Origin of the sequence: Pseudoalteromonas xiamenensis (assembly GCF_017638925.1) — a bacterium.
Classification (GTDB): domain Bacteria; phylum Pseudomonadota; class Gammaproteobacteria; order Enterobacterales; family Alteromonadaceae; genus Pseudoalteromonas; species Pseudoalteromonas xiamenensis.
Map to the genome: position 1 here is coordinate 23,299 of NZ_CP072133.1, position 20,709 is coordinate 44,007.

The 20,709-nt window shown below is 42.6% G+C and carries 18 protein-coding genes, 2 tRNA genes and 3 pseudogenes; 13 read left to right on the plus strand and 10 right to left on the minus strand.

Going from position 1 to position 20,709, the window contains the following annotated elements:
* Nucleotides 1–4 precede the first annotated feature (4 nt).
* Nucleotides 5–613, minus strand: a complete 609-nt coding sequence (locus J5O05_RS00325; protein ID WP_208843108.1) for a 5-oxoprolinase subunit B family protein — start codon at nt 611–613, stop codon at nt 5–7.
* Between the two features lie 77 nt (nt 614–690).
* Nucleotides 691–2,204, minus strand: a pseudogene (locus J5O05_RS00330) (leucyl aminopeptidase).
* Nucleotides 2,205–2,400: 196 nt separating this feature from the next.
* On the opposite strand from J5O05_RS00330, the gene msrA reads away from it, so the two are divergent.
* Nucleotides 2,401–3,627 (plus strand): peptide-methionine (S)-S-oxide reductase MsrA, encoded by a 1,227-nt coding sequence (gene msrA / locus J5O05_RS00335; RefSeq protein ID WP_244370036.1) that lies wholly within the window; start codon nt 2,401–2,403, stop codon nt 3,625–3,627.
* An 18-nt stretch (nt 3,628–3,645) separates the two neighbouring features.
* Here msrA and J5O05_RS00340 read toward each other — a convergent pair whose 3' ends face one another.
* Both J5O05_RS00340 and J5O05_RS00345 read right to left on the minus strand, forming a co-directional pair.
* The gene (locus tag J5O05_RS00340) at nt 3,646–4,233 is read right to left on the minus strand and encodes a type 2 periplasmic-binding domain-containing protein (protein ID WP_208843110.1); all 588 of its coding nucleotides are present in this window, start codon (nt 4,231–4,233) and stop codon (nt 3,646–3,648) included.
* A gap of 24 nt (nt 4,234–4,257) precedes the next feature.
* On the minus strand, nt 4,258–4,479 hold the full coding sequence (locus tag J5O05_RS00345; protein WP_208843111.1) for a hypothetical protein: 222 nt from the start codon (nt 4,477–4,479) through the stop codon (nt 4,258–4,260).
* A gap of 233 nt (nt 4,480–4,712) precedes the next feature.
* On the opposite strand from J5O05_RS00345, the gene J5O05_RS00350 reads away from it, so the two are divergent.
* Entirely contained in the window at nt 4,713–6,173 is a 1,461-nt protein-coding gene (locus J5O05_RS00350; protein ID WP_208843112.1) for an amidohydrolase family protein, read from the plus strand.
* Here J5O05_RS00350 and J5O05_RS00355 read toward each other — a convergent pair.
* Nucleotides 6,152–7,714, minus strand: a complete 1,563-nt coding sequence (locus tag J5O05_RS00355) for a Na/Pi cotransporter family protein (RefSeq protein WP_208843113.1) — start codon at nt 7,712–7,714, stop codon at nt 6,152–6,154. The genes J5O05_RS00350 and J5O05_RS00355 overlap by 22 nt on opposite strands.
* Nucleotides 7,715–7,846: 132 nt before the next feature.
* Here J5O05_RS00355 and J5O05_RS00360 point away from each other — a divergent pair, with 132 nt between their 5' ends.
* The 3 genes and pseudogenes from J5O05_RS00360 to J5O05_RS00370 all read left to right on the plus strand — a co-directional run bounded on the left by J5O05_RS00360 (nt 7,847) and on the right by J5O05_RS00370 (nt 12,111).
* Nucleotides 7,847–8,113, plus strand: coding sequence for a hypothetical protein (locus J5O05_RS00360; RefSeq protein ID WP_208843114.1), 267 nt, complete (start codon nt 7,847–7,849; stop codon nt 8,111–8,113).
* A 9-nt stretch (nt 8,114–8,122) separates the two neighbouring features.
* Nucleotides 8,123–8,917, plus strand: a pseudogene (locus J5O05_RS00365) (SDR family oxidoreductase).
* 410 nt (nt 8,918–9,327) lie between these two features.
* Nucleotides 9,328–12,111 (plus strand): collagenase, encoded by a 2,784-nt coding sequence (locus J5O05_RS00370; protein WP_208843115.1) that lies wholly within the window; start codon nt 9,328–9,330, stop codon nt 12,109–12,111.
* A 95-nt stretch (nt 12,112–12,206) separates the two neighbouring features.
* Here the strand turns inward: J5O05_RS00370 and J5O05_RS00375 are convergent, their stop codons facing one another.
* From J5O05_RS00375 to J5O05_RS00395, 5 genes are read right to left on the minus strand one after another with little or no spacing between them, the layout of a single operon-like run.
* On the minus strand, nt 12,207–12,536 hold the full coding sequence (locus J5O05_RS00375) for a TusE/DsrC/DsvC family sulfur relay protein (protein WP_208843116.1): 330 nt from the start codon (nt 12,534–12,536) through the stop codon (nt 12,207–12,209).
* A 3-nt stretch (nt 12,537–12,539) separates the two neighbouring features.
* Nucleotides 12,540–12,800, minus strand: coding sequence for a DsrH/TusB family sulfur metabolism protein (locus J5O05_RS00380; protein WP_208843117.1), 261 nt, complete (start codon nt 12,798–12,800; stop codon nt 12,540–12,542).
* On the minus strand, nt 12,797–13,153 hold the full coding sequence (gene tusC / locus J5O05_RS00385; protein WP_208843118.1) for a sulfurtransferase complex subunit TusC: 357 nt from the start codon (nt 13,151–13,153) through the stop codon (nt 12,797–12,799). Before tusC ends, J5O05_RS00380 begins: the two co-directional genes overlap by 4 nt.
* Nucleotides 13,150–13,500, minus strand: a complete 351-nt coding sequence (locus J5O05_RS00390; protein WP_208843119.1) for a DsrE/DsrF/TusD sulfur relay family protein — start codon at nt 13,498–13,500, stop codon at nt 13,150–13,152. The genes tusC and J5O05_RS00390 overlap by 4 nt, the downstream gene beginning before the upstream one ends.
* 55 nt (nt 13,501–13,555) lie before the next feature.
* Nucleotides 13,556–14,221 (minus strand): Bax inhibitor-1/YccA family protein, encoded by a 666-nt coding sequence (locus J5O05_RS00395; RefSeq protein WP_208843120.1) that lies wholly within the window; start codon nt 14,219–14,221, stop codon nt 13,556–13,558.
* Nucleotides 14,222–14,471: 250 nt separating this feature from the next.
* Between J5O05_RS00395 and J5O05_RS00400 the strand changes: the two genes are divergently transcribed.
* The 8 genes and pseudogenes from J5O05_RS00400 (at nt 14,472) to nhaC (ending at nt 20,696) form a co-directional block, all read left to right on the plus strand.
* Nucleotides 14,472–14,562 (plus strand) — tRNA-Ser (locus tag J5O05_RS00400).
* Nucleotides 14,563–14,606: 44 nt separating this feature from the next.
* Nucleotides 14,607–14,697: transfer RNA gene (locus J5O05_RS00405), tRNA-Ser, on the plus strand.
* Between the two features lie 222 nt (nt 14,698–14,919).
* Nucleotides 14,920–15,306 (plus strand): hypothetical protein, encoded by a 387-nt coding sequence (locus tag J5O05_RS00410; RefSeq protein ID WP_208843121.1) that lies wholly within the window; start codon nt 14,920–14,922, stop codon nt 15,304–15,306.
* A gap of 118 nt (nt 15,307–15,424) precedes the next feature.
* On the plus strand, nt 15,425–15,883 hold the full coding sequence (locus tag J5O05_RS00415) for a GAF domain-containing protein (RefSeq protein WP_208843122.1): 459 nt from the start codon (nt 15,425–15,427) through the stop codon (nt 15,881–15,883).
* Nucleotides 15,883–16,161: a hypothetical protein gene (locus tag J5O05_RS00420; RefSeq protein WP_208843123.1), complete on the plus strand. Its 279-nt coding sequence runs from the start codon at nt 15,883–15,885 to the stop codon at nt 16,159–16,161. Before J5O05_RS00415 ends, J5O05_RS00420 begins: the two co-directional genes overlap by 1 nt.
* A 15-nt stretch (nt 16,162–16,176) precedes the next feature.
* The gene (gene proQ / locus J5O05_RS00425; protein WP_208843124.1) at nt 16,177–16,860 is read left to right on the plus strand and encodes an RNA chaperone ProQ; all 684 of its coding nucleotides are present in this window, start codon (nt 16,177–16,179) and stop codon (nt 16,858–16,860) included.
* Between the two features lie 13 nt (nt 16,861–16,873).
* Nucleotides 16,874–18,904, plus strand: a complete 2,031-nt coding sequence (gene prc / locus J5O05_RS00430) for a carboxy terminal-processing peptidase (RefSeq protein ID WP_208843125.1) — start codon at nt 16,874–16,876, stop codon at nt 18,902–18,904.
* A gap of 329 nt (nt 18,905–19,233) precedes the next feature.
* A pseudogene (gene nhaC, locus J5O05_RS00435) lies at nt 19,234–20,696 on the plus strand (Na+/H+ antiporter NhaC).
* The last annotated feature ends 13 nt before the right edge of the window (nt 20,697–20,709 follow it).

Here is a 20,709-nt window from a genome sequence, read left to right on the forward strand (position 1 = left end):
TGGTTTAAACAGGCATGGGTGAGGTGAAGTGGAGCTCAAAAAGTTTTAAATCGGTTTGACCAATCACATGCCAACCACCCGGCGATGCACTTGGATATATGGCACTTAGTGCTTCGGCAATAGCAACAGAACCACGAGGGACTTTGGTTGATGGAACTGCTTTCCGCGGAACGTGAAGAGCAGGAGGTAGACCAGTTAGGTAGCCAAATCCGGGTAAAAAACCCATAAATGAGACGATGTATTCGAAAGAACTGTGCTGCGTAATTATCTCATCGACTGACAGGTTCAATAGAGCAGACAAGGCAGTAAGGTCAACACCATAGGCGCCACCATAGCGGGTGGGTACGTGATGGACTGTGGCATTGGCACGTTGGTATTCAAATTTTAGATAATGTTCCAGAATATAATTTTGCCAGAATTCACGGCGTTTTAGATCTCTCAAATACAACGTGATGCTGTTTGCCGTAGGCACAATATCGATAAAATCTTCCGATAACGTACAATGTTGTTGAATTGCAAGGAAGGTCAACGGATCAACTAATTCCGTGGACGGCTTACCAGCAATAGCGTCAAAGACCAATATTGATGGTGAAAGGACATAGCAATTCAGCATAGTGTTTTGTACAGCTTAATTATTTTTATTTGAGAATAACGAAAAGGTCACGCAAATGCATGACCTTTTTGGTACGACTAGTTACTTAAAAGCCATTCGCTCAGCAAACGAACTCCAAATCCGGTTCCACCAGCCGGTACTTCACCCTGACTTTTCGACGCTAAAGCATTGCCCGCAATGTCCAAGTGTACCCAACGCGTATCTCCAGCAAAATGCTGTAAAAATGCCGCGGCAGTTGTTGCGCCAGGGCCACCACTGCCAATATTTTTTAGATCGGCAATATCTGATTTGAGCTGGTCTTCATACCCAAGCGGTAAACGCCACACTTGCTCATTAACCGTTTTTCCTGCAATGGTTAGTTGCGTAACGAGTTCATCATCTGTTGAAAAAATGCCAGCATAGCGATCGCCAAGCGCACTGACTTTTGAGCCGGTTAATGTCGCGATGTCAATCATGATATCTGGTTTAAAATAGGTTCTCGCATACCACATGGCATCACTTAGAACGAGTCTGCCTTCGGCATCTGTGTTAACGACTTCGACCGTAGTGCCTTGTGCGGTTCGAAGTACGTCACCGGGCGCAATAGAATACTGAGACACCATGTTAGCAGCCATACCCATTACAGCCACTACATTAACTTTTGCTTTGCTAAGGGCCATCGCTTTTACTGTACCTAGTGCTGCTGCAGCCCCCGCCATGTCAGACTTCATACGCGCAATAGAAGCACCTGTTTTTATGCTGTATCCACCGGAATCAAATGTGATCCCTTTTCCAATTAGCGCGATGGGTGATGTGTCTGACCCCTTATAATGTGCAACAACAAGTCGAGCGCCATCAACGCTTCCGCGCCCAACTCCTTCTAGCGCGCCCATACCTAACGTCTTCATTTCGTTTGGTGTGAGGACGGTTACCGTAACGCCAAGGGATTCCAATTCTTTAGCTGAATTCGCAAAGTCTACAGGTGTCATTTCACTCGCAACTTCGGAAGTTAAGTCACGCGCTAAAAATACGCCTTGTTGAATATGCATTAGTTGTTGGTACGCACGTTCTGTAGCATCGGTGTTTTTAACATCGAAAAGATAGCGCAAATCGTGAGAGACGGTTGAAGTTTTGTACTCGTCAAAGGTGTGGTCGCGTAGACGAATACCGTGCGCTAATTCTGCAGCGAGACTCGTTATTTGGGATAGCGCCCTCTACATCATCAAATGCGATTTCGGCTTGCTTGACCATTTTTTTGATTAAATAACCGTGGAGATTGCCGCCGAGTTTCGTCATCGTACTTTCATTGAGACTCATTTTTATGGCCAATGCCAGCAATGACGATGCGGTCATAGTTACTGTTTGTTGGTGCGAGCACCTCAATAAAATCACCGTGTTTACCATTGAACTGAGCAGCTTGCATTGCCTTTTCGAGCTGTTGTTGCGTCATTTCATGCAAGAAAGGGTAACTTGCGCTAATGAGTTCATTCTTAAACAGTACTAATGTACCGGCTTCAGCGTTTAGCTTTTGTGAAAACTGAACGTCCGCAGAAAATGCGGAGGCGCTCGCTATCATTGCAGCAGTCAATGCGACTGTACGGATAGTAGACATTGCAAATCTCCAAATAATTTGACTTGCGCTTTTTACAGCAAATTATTGGGTGTGCCTATTTCCACGCGGTGAAGTTATGAAAATTTGGGATAGATAAATTGGTGAAATATCTTAATCGTTTCTAAGGTCTCTATTTTCAGAGCACGTCAATTTAGGAAATGTAATGCGCGTATTAATATCATTAATTTTAGGCTTAATGCTTATTGCTTCAGGTCACACTCTAGCCGCGACTGAAACTCAGGCATCCACCCATTTAAAGACAATCGTGTTAGGTTCAGGATGTTTTTGGGGTGCTGAAAAACGTTATGAGTCGCTTGATGGCGTGATTGACGCGGAATCGGGTTATGCGGATGGGAACGGCTTCATGGCGACCTACCGAGAGATAACAAAACGATCACGTAAAATGGATCCTAATAACTATGCGGAGGTGGTGAAAGTAACTTACAACACGCAAAAGTTGGCGACTCGAAAATTACTTGAGGCCTATTTTGAAAGCCATGATCCTACTCAATTGAATCGGCAGGGTAACGACATAGGGACGCAATATCGCTCGATTATTTTGACATCGGATGATGAACAACTTCGAGAAGCGAAACAGGTCAAGCAGGAGTATCAACGCTTGTTGACAAGCGGAGGGTATGGCGAAATAACGACAATCATAAAGCCTTTGAGCAATTTCTTTCCAGCTGAAGAGTATCACCAGAACTATCTTGCGAAAAATCCAAATGGCTATTGCCCAGACCACAGCACAGGGGTTGTTTTTAAAGCAAAGAAAGAAATGGCGGTGGACAATAGCTTACTTAAAAAGGGTAAGCACATAGTGGTAATAGAGTCGCGAAGTTATTGTCCGTACTGCGAAAAGTTCAAAGGCAAAGTAGTTAATGACTATCAAGGTGATATTCAGATTACCTACCGTTTTGCAGACCAACTAGACGGCCTCACTGTGAAAACGGCGACTTGGGCAACACCCACTATTTTATTCATGGACAATGGAATAGAAGTGTATGGCGTGCAAGGATTTATGGACCGAGATTCATTTTATAAAGCGCTGGGCGCGTTCAAACTAGGCGATACAGAAGCATTCCACGTGGCATTTTCGAAAAGTACCGATAGACCGTTCTGTAAGCAATACGAATTGTTTAAATATACCAAAGAAGGCACATTCGTTGATAAGTTGAGTGGTGCGGAACTCTTTAGAACGTCGGATAGATTTAATTCAGGAACTGGATGGTTATCGTTTACAAAACCGGTAGAGGGAAGTGTAACATTTCATCAAGATTTGAGTCATGGCATGGTGCGAACTGAGCTGCGTTCCAAGTCGAGCGGTATTCATTTGGGGCATGTTTTTAAAGGTGAGGGACCAAATGGTGAAGATAGATACTGTATTAATGCTACTGTTTTAGATTTTGTCGAGAAAAAATAACCTTTTGCTCAGCCTAACTTAGTACTGGTGACACTGTGATTTTGCAGTTTCAATTATTCGGTTAAGTGTTCCAGTTTGCTTGAATCGATTAATAGCGTCATTAATGTTTTCTAGGATGGTGTAACTGTTTTTAACCCGTTTGCTAATGGCAAAATAGAGTGGGTTGTAGGCTAAACTTGGCTCGACGATGTCTAATTCGGTGAGCCACTGCCTTTTTTGAGCCGATGTTTCTTCAGACATCAAAATGCTGCTTTGAATGACCTGAGGATCCCCGATAATGATCTCAACACGTTTATTCATCAGCAGGCGTGATAATTGGAGGTCATCGACCGCCTCAACGATATTTAGTTTCCCAGCGTCCATCAACGCGTCAAATTCAGGCGTATTTTGATACCCACGAACCACACCTATCATTTTATTGATAATACTCAATAGATTACCATTGAATTCAAGTTCAGTATCTTTAAGTTTCAAAAAGTTGATTTCGCCACCAGGGATCGGTGCGGATAATCTGAGCAAATCTGTCCTGTGCATGCCTGTAACGACATCAGAAGGAGCATTGGCTTCAATAAAGTATTCGGGGAACAGTACATCCGCTTTACCCAATTCTGCTTCCCTTACCGCACGAGTTCAAGGCAAAAATTCAATATAGACGCCGTAACCCGCTTGGTGGAAGAGGGCAACGGTGAGCTGGTAGACCCATCCTTTGTTACAAAGTGAATCATCAATGTAAGGTGGCCAGTTTAACGTGACTAATCGAACGACATTTTCTCGGTCATTATTAAATAAAATGCCATTTTTATAGGCTTTTCCAGTTACAACATGAAGCTCTGACTCATATTCATAAGTCACATTAAATGGTCTTTCAGCAGAACTAGTAAAAGGAAGAAAAAAACTGAATATCAACAACAATCGGTACACATGTTTCACATAATTTGATTCGGCTTTCGTTCAGTTTAGGAGAAAAATGTTGTTTTTGGCAATGTGAGAAACAAGTTACCTTTGCTGTAATGAAGTGTAATCGGAAAAACCGAGCATCAGAACTAAAATTACGTCAGTTGAGTTTGAGCGTGAAGTAGTAAGTTATGCCAAGTGCGTTGTTGTTTAATCCGCTAGTCCAGTACCGATTTGATTGTATTCAAAAGGTGGTCGAAGAGGACGTTGTCTTTGATAGGTTTAATGATGTCTGCTCTATTGAAGAGAAATCAGATTTAAACGCTACTTTTATTGTTAAAGGCAATATTTACACAGGAGAGCAGCACCACGAAGCCATATTCATCCAAAACGGGATCGTTGAAGCGATAGGGAACTATTGGTCCGTATTGCAACTTGCCAAAGATACTGGTTTCGCGAAAGAACTAAATACAATTGAGTTAGCTGAAAGTGAGTGTGTTGTACCTGGATTCGTACTACCGAGAGTGGATTGGCTCGCAGGACTTGCGACACACTCCTGGATCCATCTAGGGCCTTTTGGTCTGCAAGCAAATTGGCAACATCCCATGCCTAACTACAATCTAAACTATATCGGAAAAGCAATTTCCTATTATGAGAAGAGCCTACCTGCGAATCAGTGGTTAATCGGATACGGTCTTGATGCGGAATTGCTTCCGTATACACCATTTGACAATACCGACACAGAAGAACATCTAATCAACTTTCTAGACAGCTTAGCGGTGCAGCGACCTATCTGCATTTTTGAGAAGCATGGTAACGTCGCGTATGTGAATAGCCTTGCTGCAACAGCACTGTATTTAACACTGGATGACGCTGAGAGGGCGAGATATCCCAATATCCGTCTGTTTCTGCGTTTTCTGGAGCAAAATAGAGGATTAAGAAGCCGCCAGTTTTCGTGGTTAGCTAAAGTTATCCCCGCAGATCAACTAAATTTGTCATTTCAATCTGTGCATGAGTTAAGTCAGAACTATGCTTTTGAAGCGATCAAACAAGGGATCACCGCCATTGGCGTAAGGGCGGATGAAAGTCTATTGAGCCTAGTTAATCACTCTGCAAAACCGTTAAAAGTGTGCAAGACTTTACTGCAAGAGGACACAAGCACTGTTCCTACATGTTTAATGGGAACATCGATTGCGTATCCCGATGAAATTGGCTTTGATGGATATAACCTGTCTCGGGGAGGTGACAAGCTTAATACGGCAACATTATTCCCTTATCGGACAATAATTGAGCAATCGCCAATGATGGCTTTTTCCTGTGAATTCCCAGAACGACCCTTAGGTGCTCTTCGCCTCTTAAATCACGCAGTGAATCGAGAAATGCTGACCGCGCCAGGATATGTGGGCATTGCGCGCCGAAAGTTGCACCCTGAGGAAGCATTGCCGTTATCGAGCGCCTTGGCATGCATAACGACAAATGCGGCACGTTGCCTTGAAAGCGCCAATCAATTTGGCGCTTTACAAGCTGGTGGCGCAGCTGATTTTGTTGTGCTCTCCGAGAATCCGTTTGTTCATTCAGTCAAATTGGATGAAGTTCACGTTAATCAAACTTGGGTTGATGGTAAGTGCGTTTACGAGTCCGTCATTTCATAATCAGCTAAAAGTTTACGTAGCGCAGAAGACGCTTTAATCAGTTGAATATTCATCCGCTTTACTTCATGTATCGATAGGACCAGCTCAGTGGCTTTCTCATGCGTAAGTTTATGAGACAAAGAGGCGTTGTAAATAGCCTGTTTTTGTTTATCAATGCTTTTTAAATAAGCTCGATATCCGCGTTTAAAGTTCGTCGAATCATAATCCGTAGTTACTAAACTTTGCCAAAGCGTTCGTTCTTCTGCAAAGTTTCCATTAAAAGGGGCTAACGAATTGTTTAATTTAGAAATTAACTGGATCACGGTATCTAAACGCAAGTGGCTTTTTGCAAGAACGGTTAATGCCCGCGCTTGTGTTTTCGTTAATGGAGTTTCACTCAACTTATCTAAGTATTCAGCGATGCGCTTTTGTTTTGAACGAATGCTATCCATGATTTTGTCTAAAGATGTGGCCGAACTGTCAGACTGAGCGGCTACATGCCCCAGTTTCATAAGTTGATCTAACAGCTCATTGCCGATCGCTTTTACCGCAGTATCTGGCAGCAAAAGGCTGCTTGTATCGACGTATTTTAGGGCTACAGCTTTGCCTTTGAAACGGTTTGACAACCACGCCACGAGTCGGTCTGTCATTGGCCACATTAACAGCACTCCCATGATGTTAAAGAGACTATGGAAAATAGCTAAACTGATAGCGGGACTCGACTCAATCGCAAGCTTTACCTCAAGTAGATGAATTAATTCCAGAATCGGCGTCATCAATAAAACCGCCACTAGTGCGGTAAGCAAGTTAAAAATAACATGTAGCCACGCGAGCCGTTTTGCATTTGCGGTGGCCGCAAGCGTACTCATTAAAGCAGTAGATGTTGTGCCAAGGTTTGCGCCAATTACAAACGCAGCTGCCACATGTATGTCCATAGTACTGGTTGACACCGCCGTCAATACAAGAGCGATCACGGCGACAGAAGCCTGCATAAGCGCCGTAAGTAGAGTACCGATGAGTACCGCAAGCAATAAACCAGTTAGTCCAGACTCAGACAAAAATGGAATGTCTAAGCTAAATCCAGAGGCATCGAAACTGGATTTGAGGAAAGATAAACCTAAAAATAAGGCGCCAAACCCAATTGCAGCATCGCCAGCACCCTTGATGGCACTTTTAGAACCAAATAGCTTCGCAACAGCGCCAAGCCCAATTAACGGCAACGCAAATGCGTCTATTTTAAATTGCACACCTACCAGCGCGATAAACCACCCTGTAAGTGAAGTACCGACATTGCTGCCATATACGACAAATGCAGCCTTGCGCAAGGAGAGTACGCCTGCATTAACAAAGCCTATTGTCGCTACAGTAATCGCACTTGAGCTTTGCACAGCGACCGTTGCTGTTGTGCCAAAAAGCACACTTCGAATTGGCGTAGTGGTCCAAGTTTCAAGCGCTTGTAGGAATTTAGGTCCGGATGAAGCTTTGAGTCCGCTACTCATCCATTCCATACCAAGCAGTATCAAGCCGAGTGCGCCGAAGGCAATAAGTAACTGATCTGTCATAAGATGACCATATGATTGTAATCCTTTGCGTATCTTGAAATCATAATTCAAAAAGCCAAGTAAGAAAAAGCAGACTTACTATATCTACATTTATGGTACACTACTTTGATATAACTAAAGGATTTAGTAAATATGCGTCAAATGGAGATGGTTAAACTACAAACGTTTATCTCAAAAGCAAAACAACTCAGACAGGCTGTTACACGCTATTCAAAGCCGAGCACCTCAACGTTACCTCAATCATTAGATCCCTCAGCAGATTTGCAAGAATTGATCGGCAAACTAAATCGTCTTTGCGCGACGAACTTGTCGGATGGTTGTTATCCCATATACCTATCATCAACGACTGTGCTTGTTAAGGTGCGAGCTGGCGCAGTAGTAGGCATCAACGAATATTAAGGATTGTTTATGCGATTAAAAGAAAAAGTTGCGTTAATCACGGGAACTGCGCGTGGGATTGGTCTACAAATAGCGAAACGATTTTTAGAACATGGCGCCACCGTGATATTAACCGATAAGGTCCCGTTGCCTTTTGAGGTTTCAGAGTTGGGTGACAATGCCTATTTTATGCAACTTGACGTGTCACATGACACGCATTGGCAACAAACATTTAATTGGGTAAGCACACAGTTTGGAGGTTTGGATGTGCTAGTCAATAACGCAGGCATAACCGGATTTGAGGAATTTCCAGAAGCGCATGACCCCGAAAACTTTCGTATTGAAGCATGGGAACACGTGCATGCCACGAATCTTCTGGGAGTTGCGCTTGGGTGTAAATATGCCATTGGTGCAATGAAAAACCGTGGTGCGAGTAGCATTATCAACATTTCGTCGCGTTCTGGCTTAGTTGGGATCCCAGCGGCGGCTGCGTATGCATCAAGCAAAGCCGCAATCAGAAACCATACTAAATCAGTCGCTCTGTATTGTGCTGAAAAGCGCTATTCAATCCGTTGTAATTCCGTTCATCCTGGCGCAATTTTTACGCCGATGTGAGCTCAAATGTTACCAACGGACCGCGAGGAACTTGAAGTTGCAAAAGCCGCTATTGCGGCGGATGTACCATTAAAGGTAATGGGCGAGCCAGACGATGTTGCGTATGCATGCATTTACTTGGCCTCTGATGAATCGAAATACGTTACAGGGATCGAATTAAACATCGACGGCGGATTACTCGCAGGGACGTCAGCTCGCCCTCAAAATTAAATCGCCAGTAAACAGAACTCGAGCGCAGTCAATACGTCGTTTTGCTGTGTATGTCTTACAGACTAGATATATAACCAATCCGTTAATGCGACCAGTTTATCGGTCGCCATGCGAAAACGAAAGTTCGATTTACTACTTCCGAATGCTATTCGCTTTCTACAAGTGCTAACTCAGTAAACCGTAAATTCAAATTTTAACACGTAATTCTTGAGAGTCTTCTTAACTCATTTTATTTTGCAAACTGCTACAATGTAAAAAATACCAATTTAAAACAATTAGTTAATTCAAGTTTGGATAGGAAGTAAGCAGTTTATTCGTTAAAGTTATATAAAATATATTGTATACATTGTTTATTTAGTGTTAATTTATGATCGCCCAATCGGGTTTGGATACAACATTGAAGGTACAATATGAAACTAAATAAAATAATGATGGCGATGCCGATTCTTGGCTTAAGCCTTAGCATACAAGCGAATACAAATGACGTTCGAGATTTTGCACCGTTAAAAAATGAGCAAATCGATGTGTCAGCACATGCGCATATAAATACGGTCGACAATCGAGCACCTCAAAAATCTCAACAAGCAGAGCATGTCGCTCACCAACTCAAACTCAGTAAGCAAATTTTGAATGTGGCAACGTCCGACGCGCTTGCAACATGTGATACTGCGGCGTTTGTGAACGCATCAGCTCAAACGGTTGTTTCGCAGATCACCAATCAAGGTCCTGATTGCGTCAATGATTTATTTTCGGCAAGTGCAGGACAGCAAGTTGGTATTTTTACGTCGGAGAAAATGATTGCAGCAGCGCAAAGCACAAAAGCGGCAGCGCAAAGTTACCAAGGTGATGGAAACGCCGATATCGAAGCGCTCATTTTATTTTTGCGAGCGGGTTTCTATGCAGAATTTTATAACGATGGTGTTACCTTCTCTGCCGAAGTGACTACACAAGCTCGCGCCGCGATAGATGCGTTTGTTGCGAATAGCCATTTCTATGACAATAGCGATGCTCATGGTGCGGTACTGGGCGAATTTTTAATTGCTATGGACAGCACAGAGCTTCAGGATGTGTATTTGCCTATCGTAAAAACGTGGTTGTCAAAATGGGATCAAAACTACGCAGCAACACGCAATATGCGTCGTGCGGTAAATAATGTCTTCACGCTTTTATATCGAGGCCAATGGAACACTAATTACGTTAACCTTGCAAAAAATGATGCGCAACTTGTCGACCTTCTTGCGCAATTTACACAAAAAACGTGGATGGTGGGTTCGGATGCTGAATACCTTGCGGTCAACGCGGCTGGGGAGCTTGCACGTTTAACTAAGTATTCTGATGGTAATATTCAAACTAGAGTCGATGCTGCACTTAATACGCTGTTTTCTACTTATAAAAGCTACGGATACGGTGACGCTCTTTGGTTAAATGCAGCAGATGTTGCAAGTTACTATTCTGATTGTAGCAAATACACTATTTGTAACTTTGATAAGACGCTCGAATCACAAGTGCTTGCTCAAATACATGAGTGTAGCTCTACAATAAAAATCCGTGCTCAAGAACTGACAGCATTACAGCTACAATCGGCCTGTACCACTATGGAAGCAGAAGAATCTCGATTCCATACGAGCCTTACCACAAACAACCAACCGGTTGCGAACGACAATAATACGTTTTTACAGGTAAACATCTTTAATAGCAGTGCGGATTATCAGAAATACGCGAAAGCGATTTTCAAAATAGACACAAATAATGGAGGCATGTATTTGGAAGGAGACCCTAGTAAAGTAGGGAATCAAGCAAACTTCATTGCTTATGAAGCCAGCTACGCTAAGCCAGATCACTATATCTGGAATTTAGAACATGAGTATGTGCATTATCTAGATGGCCGATTTGACATGTATGGTGATTTTAATGCGCCAACAGAAGATGTGGTTTGGTGGAGTGAAGGGGTTGCCGAATATATTGCGAATCAAAATGATAACCAAGCTGCAATCGATACGATAAAAGATGGCAGTGTCTATTCGCTTGGCGAAGTATTTGCAACAACTTACGATGGTTTCGATCAAGATCGTATTTATCGCTGGGGCTATTTAGCCGTGCGTTTTATGTTTGAACGTCATTTTGCGGAAGTCGAATCAATGCTGTCAAAAACGAGAGTAGGGGATTGGGCGGGCTATAAAGCAAAAACAAACAGCTGGGCAAGTAGCTATGCAAACGAGTTTACACAGTGGACTCAAGACTTAGCGTCGGGTTCGTCAAACCAAGCTCCAAATGCACAAATCAATGGTCCATATGAGGCAACGGCGGGTCAAGCTATTGCGTTCAGTAGCAATGGCTCTAACGATCCTGATGGTCAAATCACAAGCTATTTGTGGGATTTCGGTGATGGGACGCAAAGTAACGAAGCCAATCCGAGTCATACGTTTGCAGGTGAAGGCACTTACAACGTGAAGCTCACCGTAACGGATAATCAGGGATTATCTTCACAAGTTACGACGACAGCTAAGGTATTAGCTGGTAACACAGGTACTGTGTTAAATAAGGGCGTTGCGGTAACAGTGAATGGTAGTCAGGACGAAGAAAAGCGTTTTACGTTCAATGTACCAAGTGGCGCGACCGATTTAAGTTTTGTGACAAGCGGTGGCACTGGTGACGCGGATCTTTACGTCAAGTTCGATAGTGCACCGAGCACAACAAGTTTCGATTGTCGACCGTATGTTGGCGGTAATAGCGAGCGCTGTGATGTTGCTTCACCAACTGCCGGGACTTACCATGTTATGCTGCGCGGATACAACGCTTTCTCAAGTGTGAGCTTGGTTGCAAATTATACCTCTCCTGCGAGCAATCTACCGGATGCTTGCGCTACTCAGGGTCCCGTGACTGGCGGACGCCTCTCTGCAGGCGTTGCGACGTGTTTAGGAAATACAGCCCCGATTTGGTTGAGTTTAGAAAACGTCAGTGGTCAACAAAGCATTAGTATTGAGACCGCAAATGGTTCTGGTGACCTTGGTCTAGAATACAGTAATGCAGGATGGCCAACAGAAAGTAATGTTGAGGCGAGTTCGTTTAGAACAGGGAATGGCGAATGTATTAACCTGTCAAATCAATCGCAATACTGGGGTTACTTGAAGGTGACAGGTAACGCACAAGGAGCCACTATTTTAGTTAAATACAATGATGGGTGGTGCAACTAGCCCGCATGTTACACGTCATCATAGACCCAGTTAAAATAAATTGGGGTCAAATTTAAAAGGTTGGAATATATTCCAGCCTTTTATTTTATTCATATTTATATACATTTTGCGGGTTTTGGCAGACCTGCAATTTTTGTGGCTTGCTTAGCGGGGCCTTTTGGGAAAAGTTTGTAAAGGTACATACTGTTTCCTTTGTCTTCACCAAGTGCTTTGGCCATGGCTTTAACAAGCATTCGAATTGCCGGACTCGTCTCATAGTCGATGTAAAAGTTCCTGACAAAATGAATTACTTCCCAGTGAGCAGCGGAAAGAACGATTTTCTCTTCGATAGCGAGTAATTCGGCAAGTTCTTCAGACCATTGTGTATGGTCGAGTAAATAGCCGTGTTTATCCGTTTCAATTGTGTTGCCATTAAATTCGATCATGACTTACCAAGTAATATTTGTTTTATGTGAGAGTACGAGAGCCACAAACTCTTCATCTGTAACCATTTTAAAGGGAGCTGGCGCTTTCACATCTCGAGCTTGTGCGCATGAATCAAGTAAGTACTTATCGCCCTTTAAATCCACGAAGCGTGAAACGCAATAACTAGCATCTTGAGTCAACAATACACTATCGTTTTCAGTAAGCATTGCGAGTTGATGCGACTTCAATTCTGCGCTAGTAAAGATGTACAAGGTATTCATCATAACGTGACCACTTTCTCAAATGAGTTTATCAATGTGCTTTGTTCATCACTTGATAATACTTTTACCTCTAATACTAAACAATCTGCTGTGAGACCACTCGCTTCAAGGCACTGTTGGCTTACGTAAAGCTGATCAACGTCGTATATATCAAGCGTTTTCATTGATTTAAACACATCTTTCATACCAAGGATTCTAGGATTTTGGTTTTTGCGAAGCGAATGAATACTTTGTCCGACGAATAACCATGCAACTTCTGCATCAACGGCAGCAAAGATAAGTGCCATATCTAGAGCGTCTTTTAAACTGCTCAGATGGTAGGGGGCGTGTTCTGTAATTACCAAGACTTTTGTCATTTGAATTGCACCCATTTATCCGCTTTACTGGTTTTCATTGCAAATTCAGCTAAACCGGCCACGTCGAATAGGCCAGTATCTGCTGCTACTCCCCGATTTTCCGCAGCGGTAACGCATAAGAGTAAGGGAATCGATAAGGCCTTTAAGTCTAACCAAAGCTGATTAATACTAAGTTGGTCTGTTGGTTGGTTGATACCCTCTTGAGCGTGATACACGCCGTCTTGATATAAAAAGACACAATCAATACGATGCCCATTTTTCAATGCGGCTTGTGCGAATCGTGAAAGCGCCTGTAAAGCGCTGAGCACGCTTGGTGAGCTGTGCAGAGATAAAACAAACGATGCCAAAAGTTATCCAAAAAAAAGCCCCAAATTTGGGGCTTATTTTAGCAAACTATTTTGCTTAGTCATCACTTGCACCTAAAAGAGCCAACAATGACGTGAAAAGGTTATAAATATTTAGGTATAAACTTACGGTTGCCAAGACATAGTTCGTTTCGCCACCGTTTATGATACGGCTCGTATCGAAAAGGATAAGTCCCGACATTATAAGTACAACGGCAGCATTGATAACCATGAACATCAACGAGCTACCTAGGAATAGGTTAACTAGGCTTGAGATAATCACAACAATTAAGCCGACCATTAGGAAACCACCCATGAAAGAGAAGTCTTTCTTGGTAGTTAAAGCGTAAGCGGATAATCCGAAGAAAATAAGCGCCGTTGAGCCAAGCGCTTGCATAATCAACATACCGCCATTAGGCATCGTCGCGTAATGAGTCAACAATGGGCCTAAACCAAATCCCATGATCCCAGTAAATAGGAATACAAGACCAATTGCAGATGATGAGTTTGCTTTTTTCTGAATAACGAACAGCAACACAAGCCCAATTAACGAACAAATCATGCCAGTGAAGCGAGGCAAAGCCATCGTCATTGAAATTCCCGCAGTGACAGCGCTGAATGCCAATGTCATTGCTAATAAAAAGTAGGTGTTTTTAAGAACCTTGTTCGTCTCGATAGAAGACGACAGGGGTCTTGCATTTTGATACGACTGGTTAAACGCCATGCTTAACTCCTTAGTTAAAGCTATTTAATTTCCTATATGGTACCTAAAGTAAGGTTATCAAGACTGGACACATAGGGCAATTTAAACTCGATTATATAGACCTACAGTGACCTAAAAAGTTCTAAGTAGATAAATTTTAATCAAAATGATCCTTTTATAAACGCATGTGACAAAAAGTAACCACTTAAACGTGTTTTTGAAAAAAACACTTCACATTACAAAATAGTTTCTCTATTATTCGCCCCGCTGCGGAGAGATGGCTGAGTGGTTTAAAGCACCGGTCTTGAAAACCGGCATACGTTAATAGCGTATCTAGGGTTCAAATCCCTATCTCTCCGCCACCAAATTTAGAATAGTGTACCGAGGTACAGTGTTCATCGGTTTAGGAGAGATGGCTGAGTGGTTGAAAGCACCGGTCTTGAAAACCGGCATACGTTAATAGCGTATCTAGGGTTCAAATCCCTATCTCTCCGCCATATATAGAAAGCCGCTACGATGTAGCGGCTTTTTTGTTTTTTGCGCCATACCATCCCAATGATTGCATCACCAAGCCAGCTTGCCTTCACCATTCTCTTTTATCTTTTAATTTCCCGTTTAATTTTCATTTAGGCTTACTCATTCATAATACCAAAGTCGAGTTGTATATCGGCTTATCTCCGCCATGCTGTCTAGTAATGATGTGAAGTAATGAGATCAATATGAAAGCAAATATTGTAAAAGGCGTAGGTTATTCGTTTTTGTCGCCGGTAATTGTGGGCGTTACGCTGGGGCTGTTTTATTCGTTGACACTCGAAGGAGGGTCTAGTGCTACCTTCTTTGCTTTATTACTAAGTGCAGTGGCAAATGCGCATATTGTTGGTCTTGCCATGGCATTCTTTGTGGTACCCATATACCTATATTCGGTCAAAAAAGGCATGGTGAATTACAGTGTGATTTTGACTGCAGGTTTGTTAGGTGGAGCTGTGTTCAGTTATATTTTCGCCGCTACATCTGGGGCGGCGTTTCTCGTCAATGCAATTATGTCGGGATTAGCTGCTGGTTTGTTTTTATTCGGTTTGCGCAGGTCGAGCGTAAAGCTTGCTTAAAATTTGTCCTAGGTGCGCTAAATTTACAGAGAAATAACACTTTTTCAGTGGAAAAGGTTTCATTTAGCGCCATGAAAGAGTACCTTAAGCTTCTGTGTATTTATTTTCGAAGTACTTCATGCAGAAGCAAGATTTTTACCAAAGTTTAACTCTTCAGGCTCGAGGGCTAACTGAAGGGGAATCAAACCTAATTGCCAATATGGCAAACATCAGTGCATTGTTGTGGATGTCGTTAGAAGACATTAATTGGGTTGGTTTTTACTTGATGGATTCTCCAAACGAGCTCGTGCTTGGTCCTTTCCAAGGCAAACCAGCATGCATTCGTATCCCCGTTGGTAAAGGCGTGTGTGGCACTGCAGTTGCGCAGCGCGCTACTCAACTTGTATTTGACGTACACGAATTCGCAGGTCATATCGCTTGCGATGCAGCTTCTAATTCGGAAATTGTAATTCCTGTCTATAAAAATGGTGAAGTTATCGCTGTGTTGGACATTGATAGTCCTTCCGTTGGCCGTTTTGATGAACAGGACAAAATTGGTTTAGAAGCGTTAGTAAAAGCGTTTGAGGCAACGCTTTAATGAAAGATTTACTTCAAGTCCAAGACTATCTTTTCAGTCATTTTGATGTAGGTGATTGGGAAGGGGAAGAAGAGCAAGTTGCCGAAACACTCAACGAATTAATTCATTTTGCATGGGATCTTCTTCCGGACGATCTTGATTGTGAAACGATAGACGAAATTATAAATGGTATTTGGGAGCATCTTCGCGGCGACATGGCTTTGCTGGACGCTGAATTTGAAGAGCTAACTGACTGGGTTACGCAATATGTTCACTCATCTCTCGATGAGCAGATGTAATAAATAGGTTCAAAAATGGAAACCACAAACAAGCTAAAAGACATAAACGAAGTGTTGGAGTTCCTTTATAAGGAATTCCCGAATTGCTTCAAAGCCAAAGACGGCATCAAACCACTTAAAGTGGGTATTTTTAAGGATATTGCGGAGCGTATTGAAGGCTCTGAGCAAGTTAGCAAAACGCAAGTTCGTCAAGCACTTCGCAAGTACACGTCTAACTGGCGCTACCTTGAATCTGTTACTCAAAATGAATTCCGTATCGATTTAGACGGTAATCAAGCAGAGAAAATCGAAGCAGAACATATTGAACATGCTCAAAAAGCGTTAGAAGAATCACGTGCTAAACGTGCGAAAAAACCAGCACCTAAAGGCAAACGTCCATTTGTGAAACGTGATGGTGCACCTCGTGAAGGTGGTTCGTCTGACACAAAACCTTACAAAAAGCGTCCATTTGATCGTAACAAAGGTGACGACAAACGAGCTAGAGTAAATAGTAAACCTGCTGAAGCGCCTGTGAAGCGTACTGGCAAAGTTGAGCTATTACCTGCCTCTGAAGTTAAAGTAAATGCAAAGGTTAAAGTGAAGCTTGGCCAGACTTTAGTAAATGCCACGATTACTGAAGTGAATAAAGACGAAGTATTTGTTGAACTCGTCACAGGAATGCAAGTCAAAACCAAAGCAGACAGTTTGTACTTTATCTAAAAAGGAGTCGCGTATGAGTAAAACTTGGTCACTCATTTCTTTCGCTGCAGCATTTGCATCTTTCGCTACGATTGCTTCGACAGATGAAATAACGGAAAAAGACATTCCCCATTTGAAACAGGAAAGTCAGCATGCAATAGCAAGTAAAAGGGTGACAAACTTATTTACTCGTGCGCACTACAAGCACATCGAATTAAACGATGTGCTCTCAGCTCAAATTTTTGATCGCTTTGTCGACACCATTGATTTTAACAAAAGTGTCTTGTTACAAAGCGATGTAGAAGCCTTTAAAAAATACCAAAACGCATTTGACGATGGTTTAACTTCTGGCAAGTTAGACTTTGCTTTTGATTTTTTCAATTTAGCCCTACAACGTCGTTTTGAACGTTACGAATACGCCATTTCTTTACTTGATAAGGAAATGACGTTCGATAAAGAAGATGACTACGAGTTTGATCGTGAAGACGCCACATGGGCGAAATCTACGGCTGAACTTGATGAGATTTGGCGTCAACGGGTTAAATATGATGCGTTGCGTCTAAAAATGACGGGTAAAGATTGGGCTGGCATAAAAGACGTTTTGACTAAACGCTATAAAAACGCGTTAAAACGTTTGGTTCAATCAAATGCAGAAGATGCTTTCCAAATCGTCATGAATTCTTTTGCTCGCAGCATTGAAGCACATACTTCTTATCTCTCTCCACGCCGTGCAGAGCAGTTCAAAATGGACATGGAGCTTGAGCTTGAAGGTATCGGCGCAGTACTTGGCTATGACGAAGATTACACAGTGATCCGCAGCCTTGTCCCGGGTGGCCCCGCGGATAAATCAGAGCAAATAAAAGCTGACGATAAAATCATTGGTGTTGCACAGGATAAAGAAGACTTTGTTGATGTGATTGGTTGGCGTTTAGACGACGTTGTCGATCTCATCAAGGGTCCAAAAGGTACTAAAGTCCGTTTACAGTATTTGAAAGGTGCAGACGCTCACGGTACGCCAAAAGTGGTCGAAATCGTACGTGACAAAATCCGTTTAGAAGACCGTGCAGCGAAATCTGAAGTATTCCATGCAAATTATTCGAATTTAACGAGTAAAGTAGGGGTGATAGAAATACCAAGTTTCTATAACAACCTCTCTAAAGACGTTAAAGCAGAAATTGCGAAATTAAAAGAAGAGAAAGTGGACGGGATCATTATCGATCTTCGTCAAAACGGCGGTGGTTCGCTCTATGAAGCGACTCAACTAACCGGTTTGTTTATCGACCAAGGTCCAGTGGTTCAAATTCACACGCTTAACAACCGTATCGAAGCTCAAGAAGACCGAGATGGCGTTGTCTTTTATGATGGCCCTATGACGGTTTTAGTTGATAGATACAGTGCATCCGCATCTGAAATATTTGCTGCTGCAATGCAAGATTATGGTCGTGCGGTTATCATTGGTGAGCAAACCTTTGGTAAAGGTACCGTTCAACAGCACAAACCACTTGGCCGTGCTTATGATCTGTATGATAACCCTCTAGGTAGCGTGCAGTATACGATTGCGAAGTTCTATCGCATTAACGGTGGTAGTACCCAACATAAAGGTGTTGTGCCTGATATTTCGTTCCCGTCCGCAGTTGATCCAGCTGATTGGGGTGAAAGCCAAGAGGATAATGCATTACCTTGGGATAGTATTTTACGCGCAAAGTACAGCACAGTTGACGCATTAGGTGGGGCGGTAAGTTACTTAAGCGAATTACACAACAAACGTATTAAATCTGAGCCAGAATTCAATTACGTGTTCGAAGATATTGAACGCTATAAGAAAGAAAAAGACGATAAGACGATTTCACTTGTTGAAGCTAAACGTATTCAAGAACGAGAAGAGCGCGATGCACGAGCATTGAAACGAGCAAATGAACGCTTAGCTCGTCTTGGCAAAGATAAAATCGAAAAGTTGGACGATGCACCTGAAGTATTAGCTGAGCTTGACCCATTTTTGGAAGAAGCCGCTCTGATTACTCAGGATTTAATCACCTACGGCCGACTGGCTAAGAATACAAAATAAGCAAAAAAGGCGCCTTAGCGCCTTTTTTATTACGCATCTCTCGCTTGCTTTGGTATCATGGCGTCTTTATACCAATGTCTATTTATCAGTGCTTAGTTCAAATAGGGTGTTGGCTGCCAACGGTAAGTCTTTAGTTGATTGTGCAAGTTAACTGATACGTAAGCCTTGGTCGCTAAGAAGTCTAACTGAGAGACATGCAAGTAAATCAACTGAATGTGAGTTCGGCTAGAGTACCCATAGAGAGTAATCGGCAGTTCAGCAAACTAGAAATAGTCATAAAGTAGAAAATAATAATAAGCGCATCTTGCTGCGCATCGGAGCAACGAGTCTTGAAAGAAATAAAACAACCTACCTATATTGACGCTCTTATTCCAATTACAGTTTTGGTCAGCTTACTTGGAGCTGCTGTATTTCTGTTTGGTGATAATTCCTCGTCAGGTCCAAACCAAATTGCGTTGTTGTTTGCAACCTTCACTGCAGCCTTGATTGGGTTGAAAAATGGCTACACATGGAAAACGCTTGAAGAAGCGATGATCAAAGGTATCACAATATCACTAGGCGCTATTTTGATCTTGCTCATGGTCGGCGCACTTATTGGCACATGGTTATTGTCAGGCACAGTACCGACATTAATATATTACGGTTTGCAGATTATTGATCCTCAGTGGTTTTATGCTGCGAGTTGCCTAATATGTGGCATCGTTGCGATGAGTATCGGTAGTTCTTGGACTACCGCTGCAACGATAGGTGTTGCATTACTGGGCGTTGCGACCGGTCTAGGGTTAGATCATGTAGTCACGGCAGGTGCTGTAATTTCTGGAGCGTATTTCGGAGATAAATTAAGCCCACTTTCTGAAACAACCAATTTGGCACCTGCAGTTGCTGGCGCTGATCTGTTTGACCATATTCAGCATATGCTTTGGACAACGGTTCCTAGTTTCGTTATTGCGCTCATTATTTTCTTAGTGATGGGATTTAATGCTGAAGTGTCGAGCGAGGCACATCAAATAGAAGCGATAGTCAGTATTTTGCAAGCTAACTTTAACATCAGTTTAGTGATGTTGGTTCCGCTAATTGTTCTATTGACGTTAGCAATCAGGAAGATGCCTGCGTTTCCCGCAATTTCAATTGGTGCCGTGATAGGCGCCGTTTGAGGCTCTTCTGTTTCAAGGTGACTTAATTGCAAAACAAGTAGAAGTTGGTCAAGGCGAATTGATTGGGCAGTTCAAACTCGTGTGGCAAACGTTCTTCGCAGGGTTTAGTATTGACACTGGCGACACAAAAATGAATGACCTGCTAAGCGGTGGCGGTATGGCGAGTATGCTTACGACCACTTGGTTGGTGATGACTGCACTCATGTTCGGTGCAATCATGGAAAAAACAGGTTTGCTTGAAATGTTTGTTAAAAGCATTTTGAAAGTTGCACGTCGAACAGGCTCGCTTATCGCCGCGACTATCGCGACGTGTATTGGCACTAATGCCGTAGCAGCGGATCAATACATCGCAATCGTTGTGCCAGGTAGAATGTTTAAAGAGGAATATAAGAAGCGAGGCCTCAAAGCGGTTAACTTGTCTCGTACTTTAGAAGATGGCGGTACGATCACGAGTTCCACTTATCCCTTGGAATACTTGCGGCGCTTATATGCAAAGCGTTTTGATGGTTAATCCATTTGACTATGCCTTTTATGCGTTCTTTAATTTAATAAATCCTGTCCTTGCGATAGTCTACGCCTACTTAGGTATTAAAATATTGAAGATAAAGCCTAAGCACTTGGAAGACTCTGCAGAATAATGCAAAATTCGCC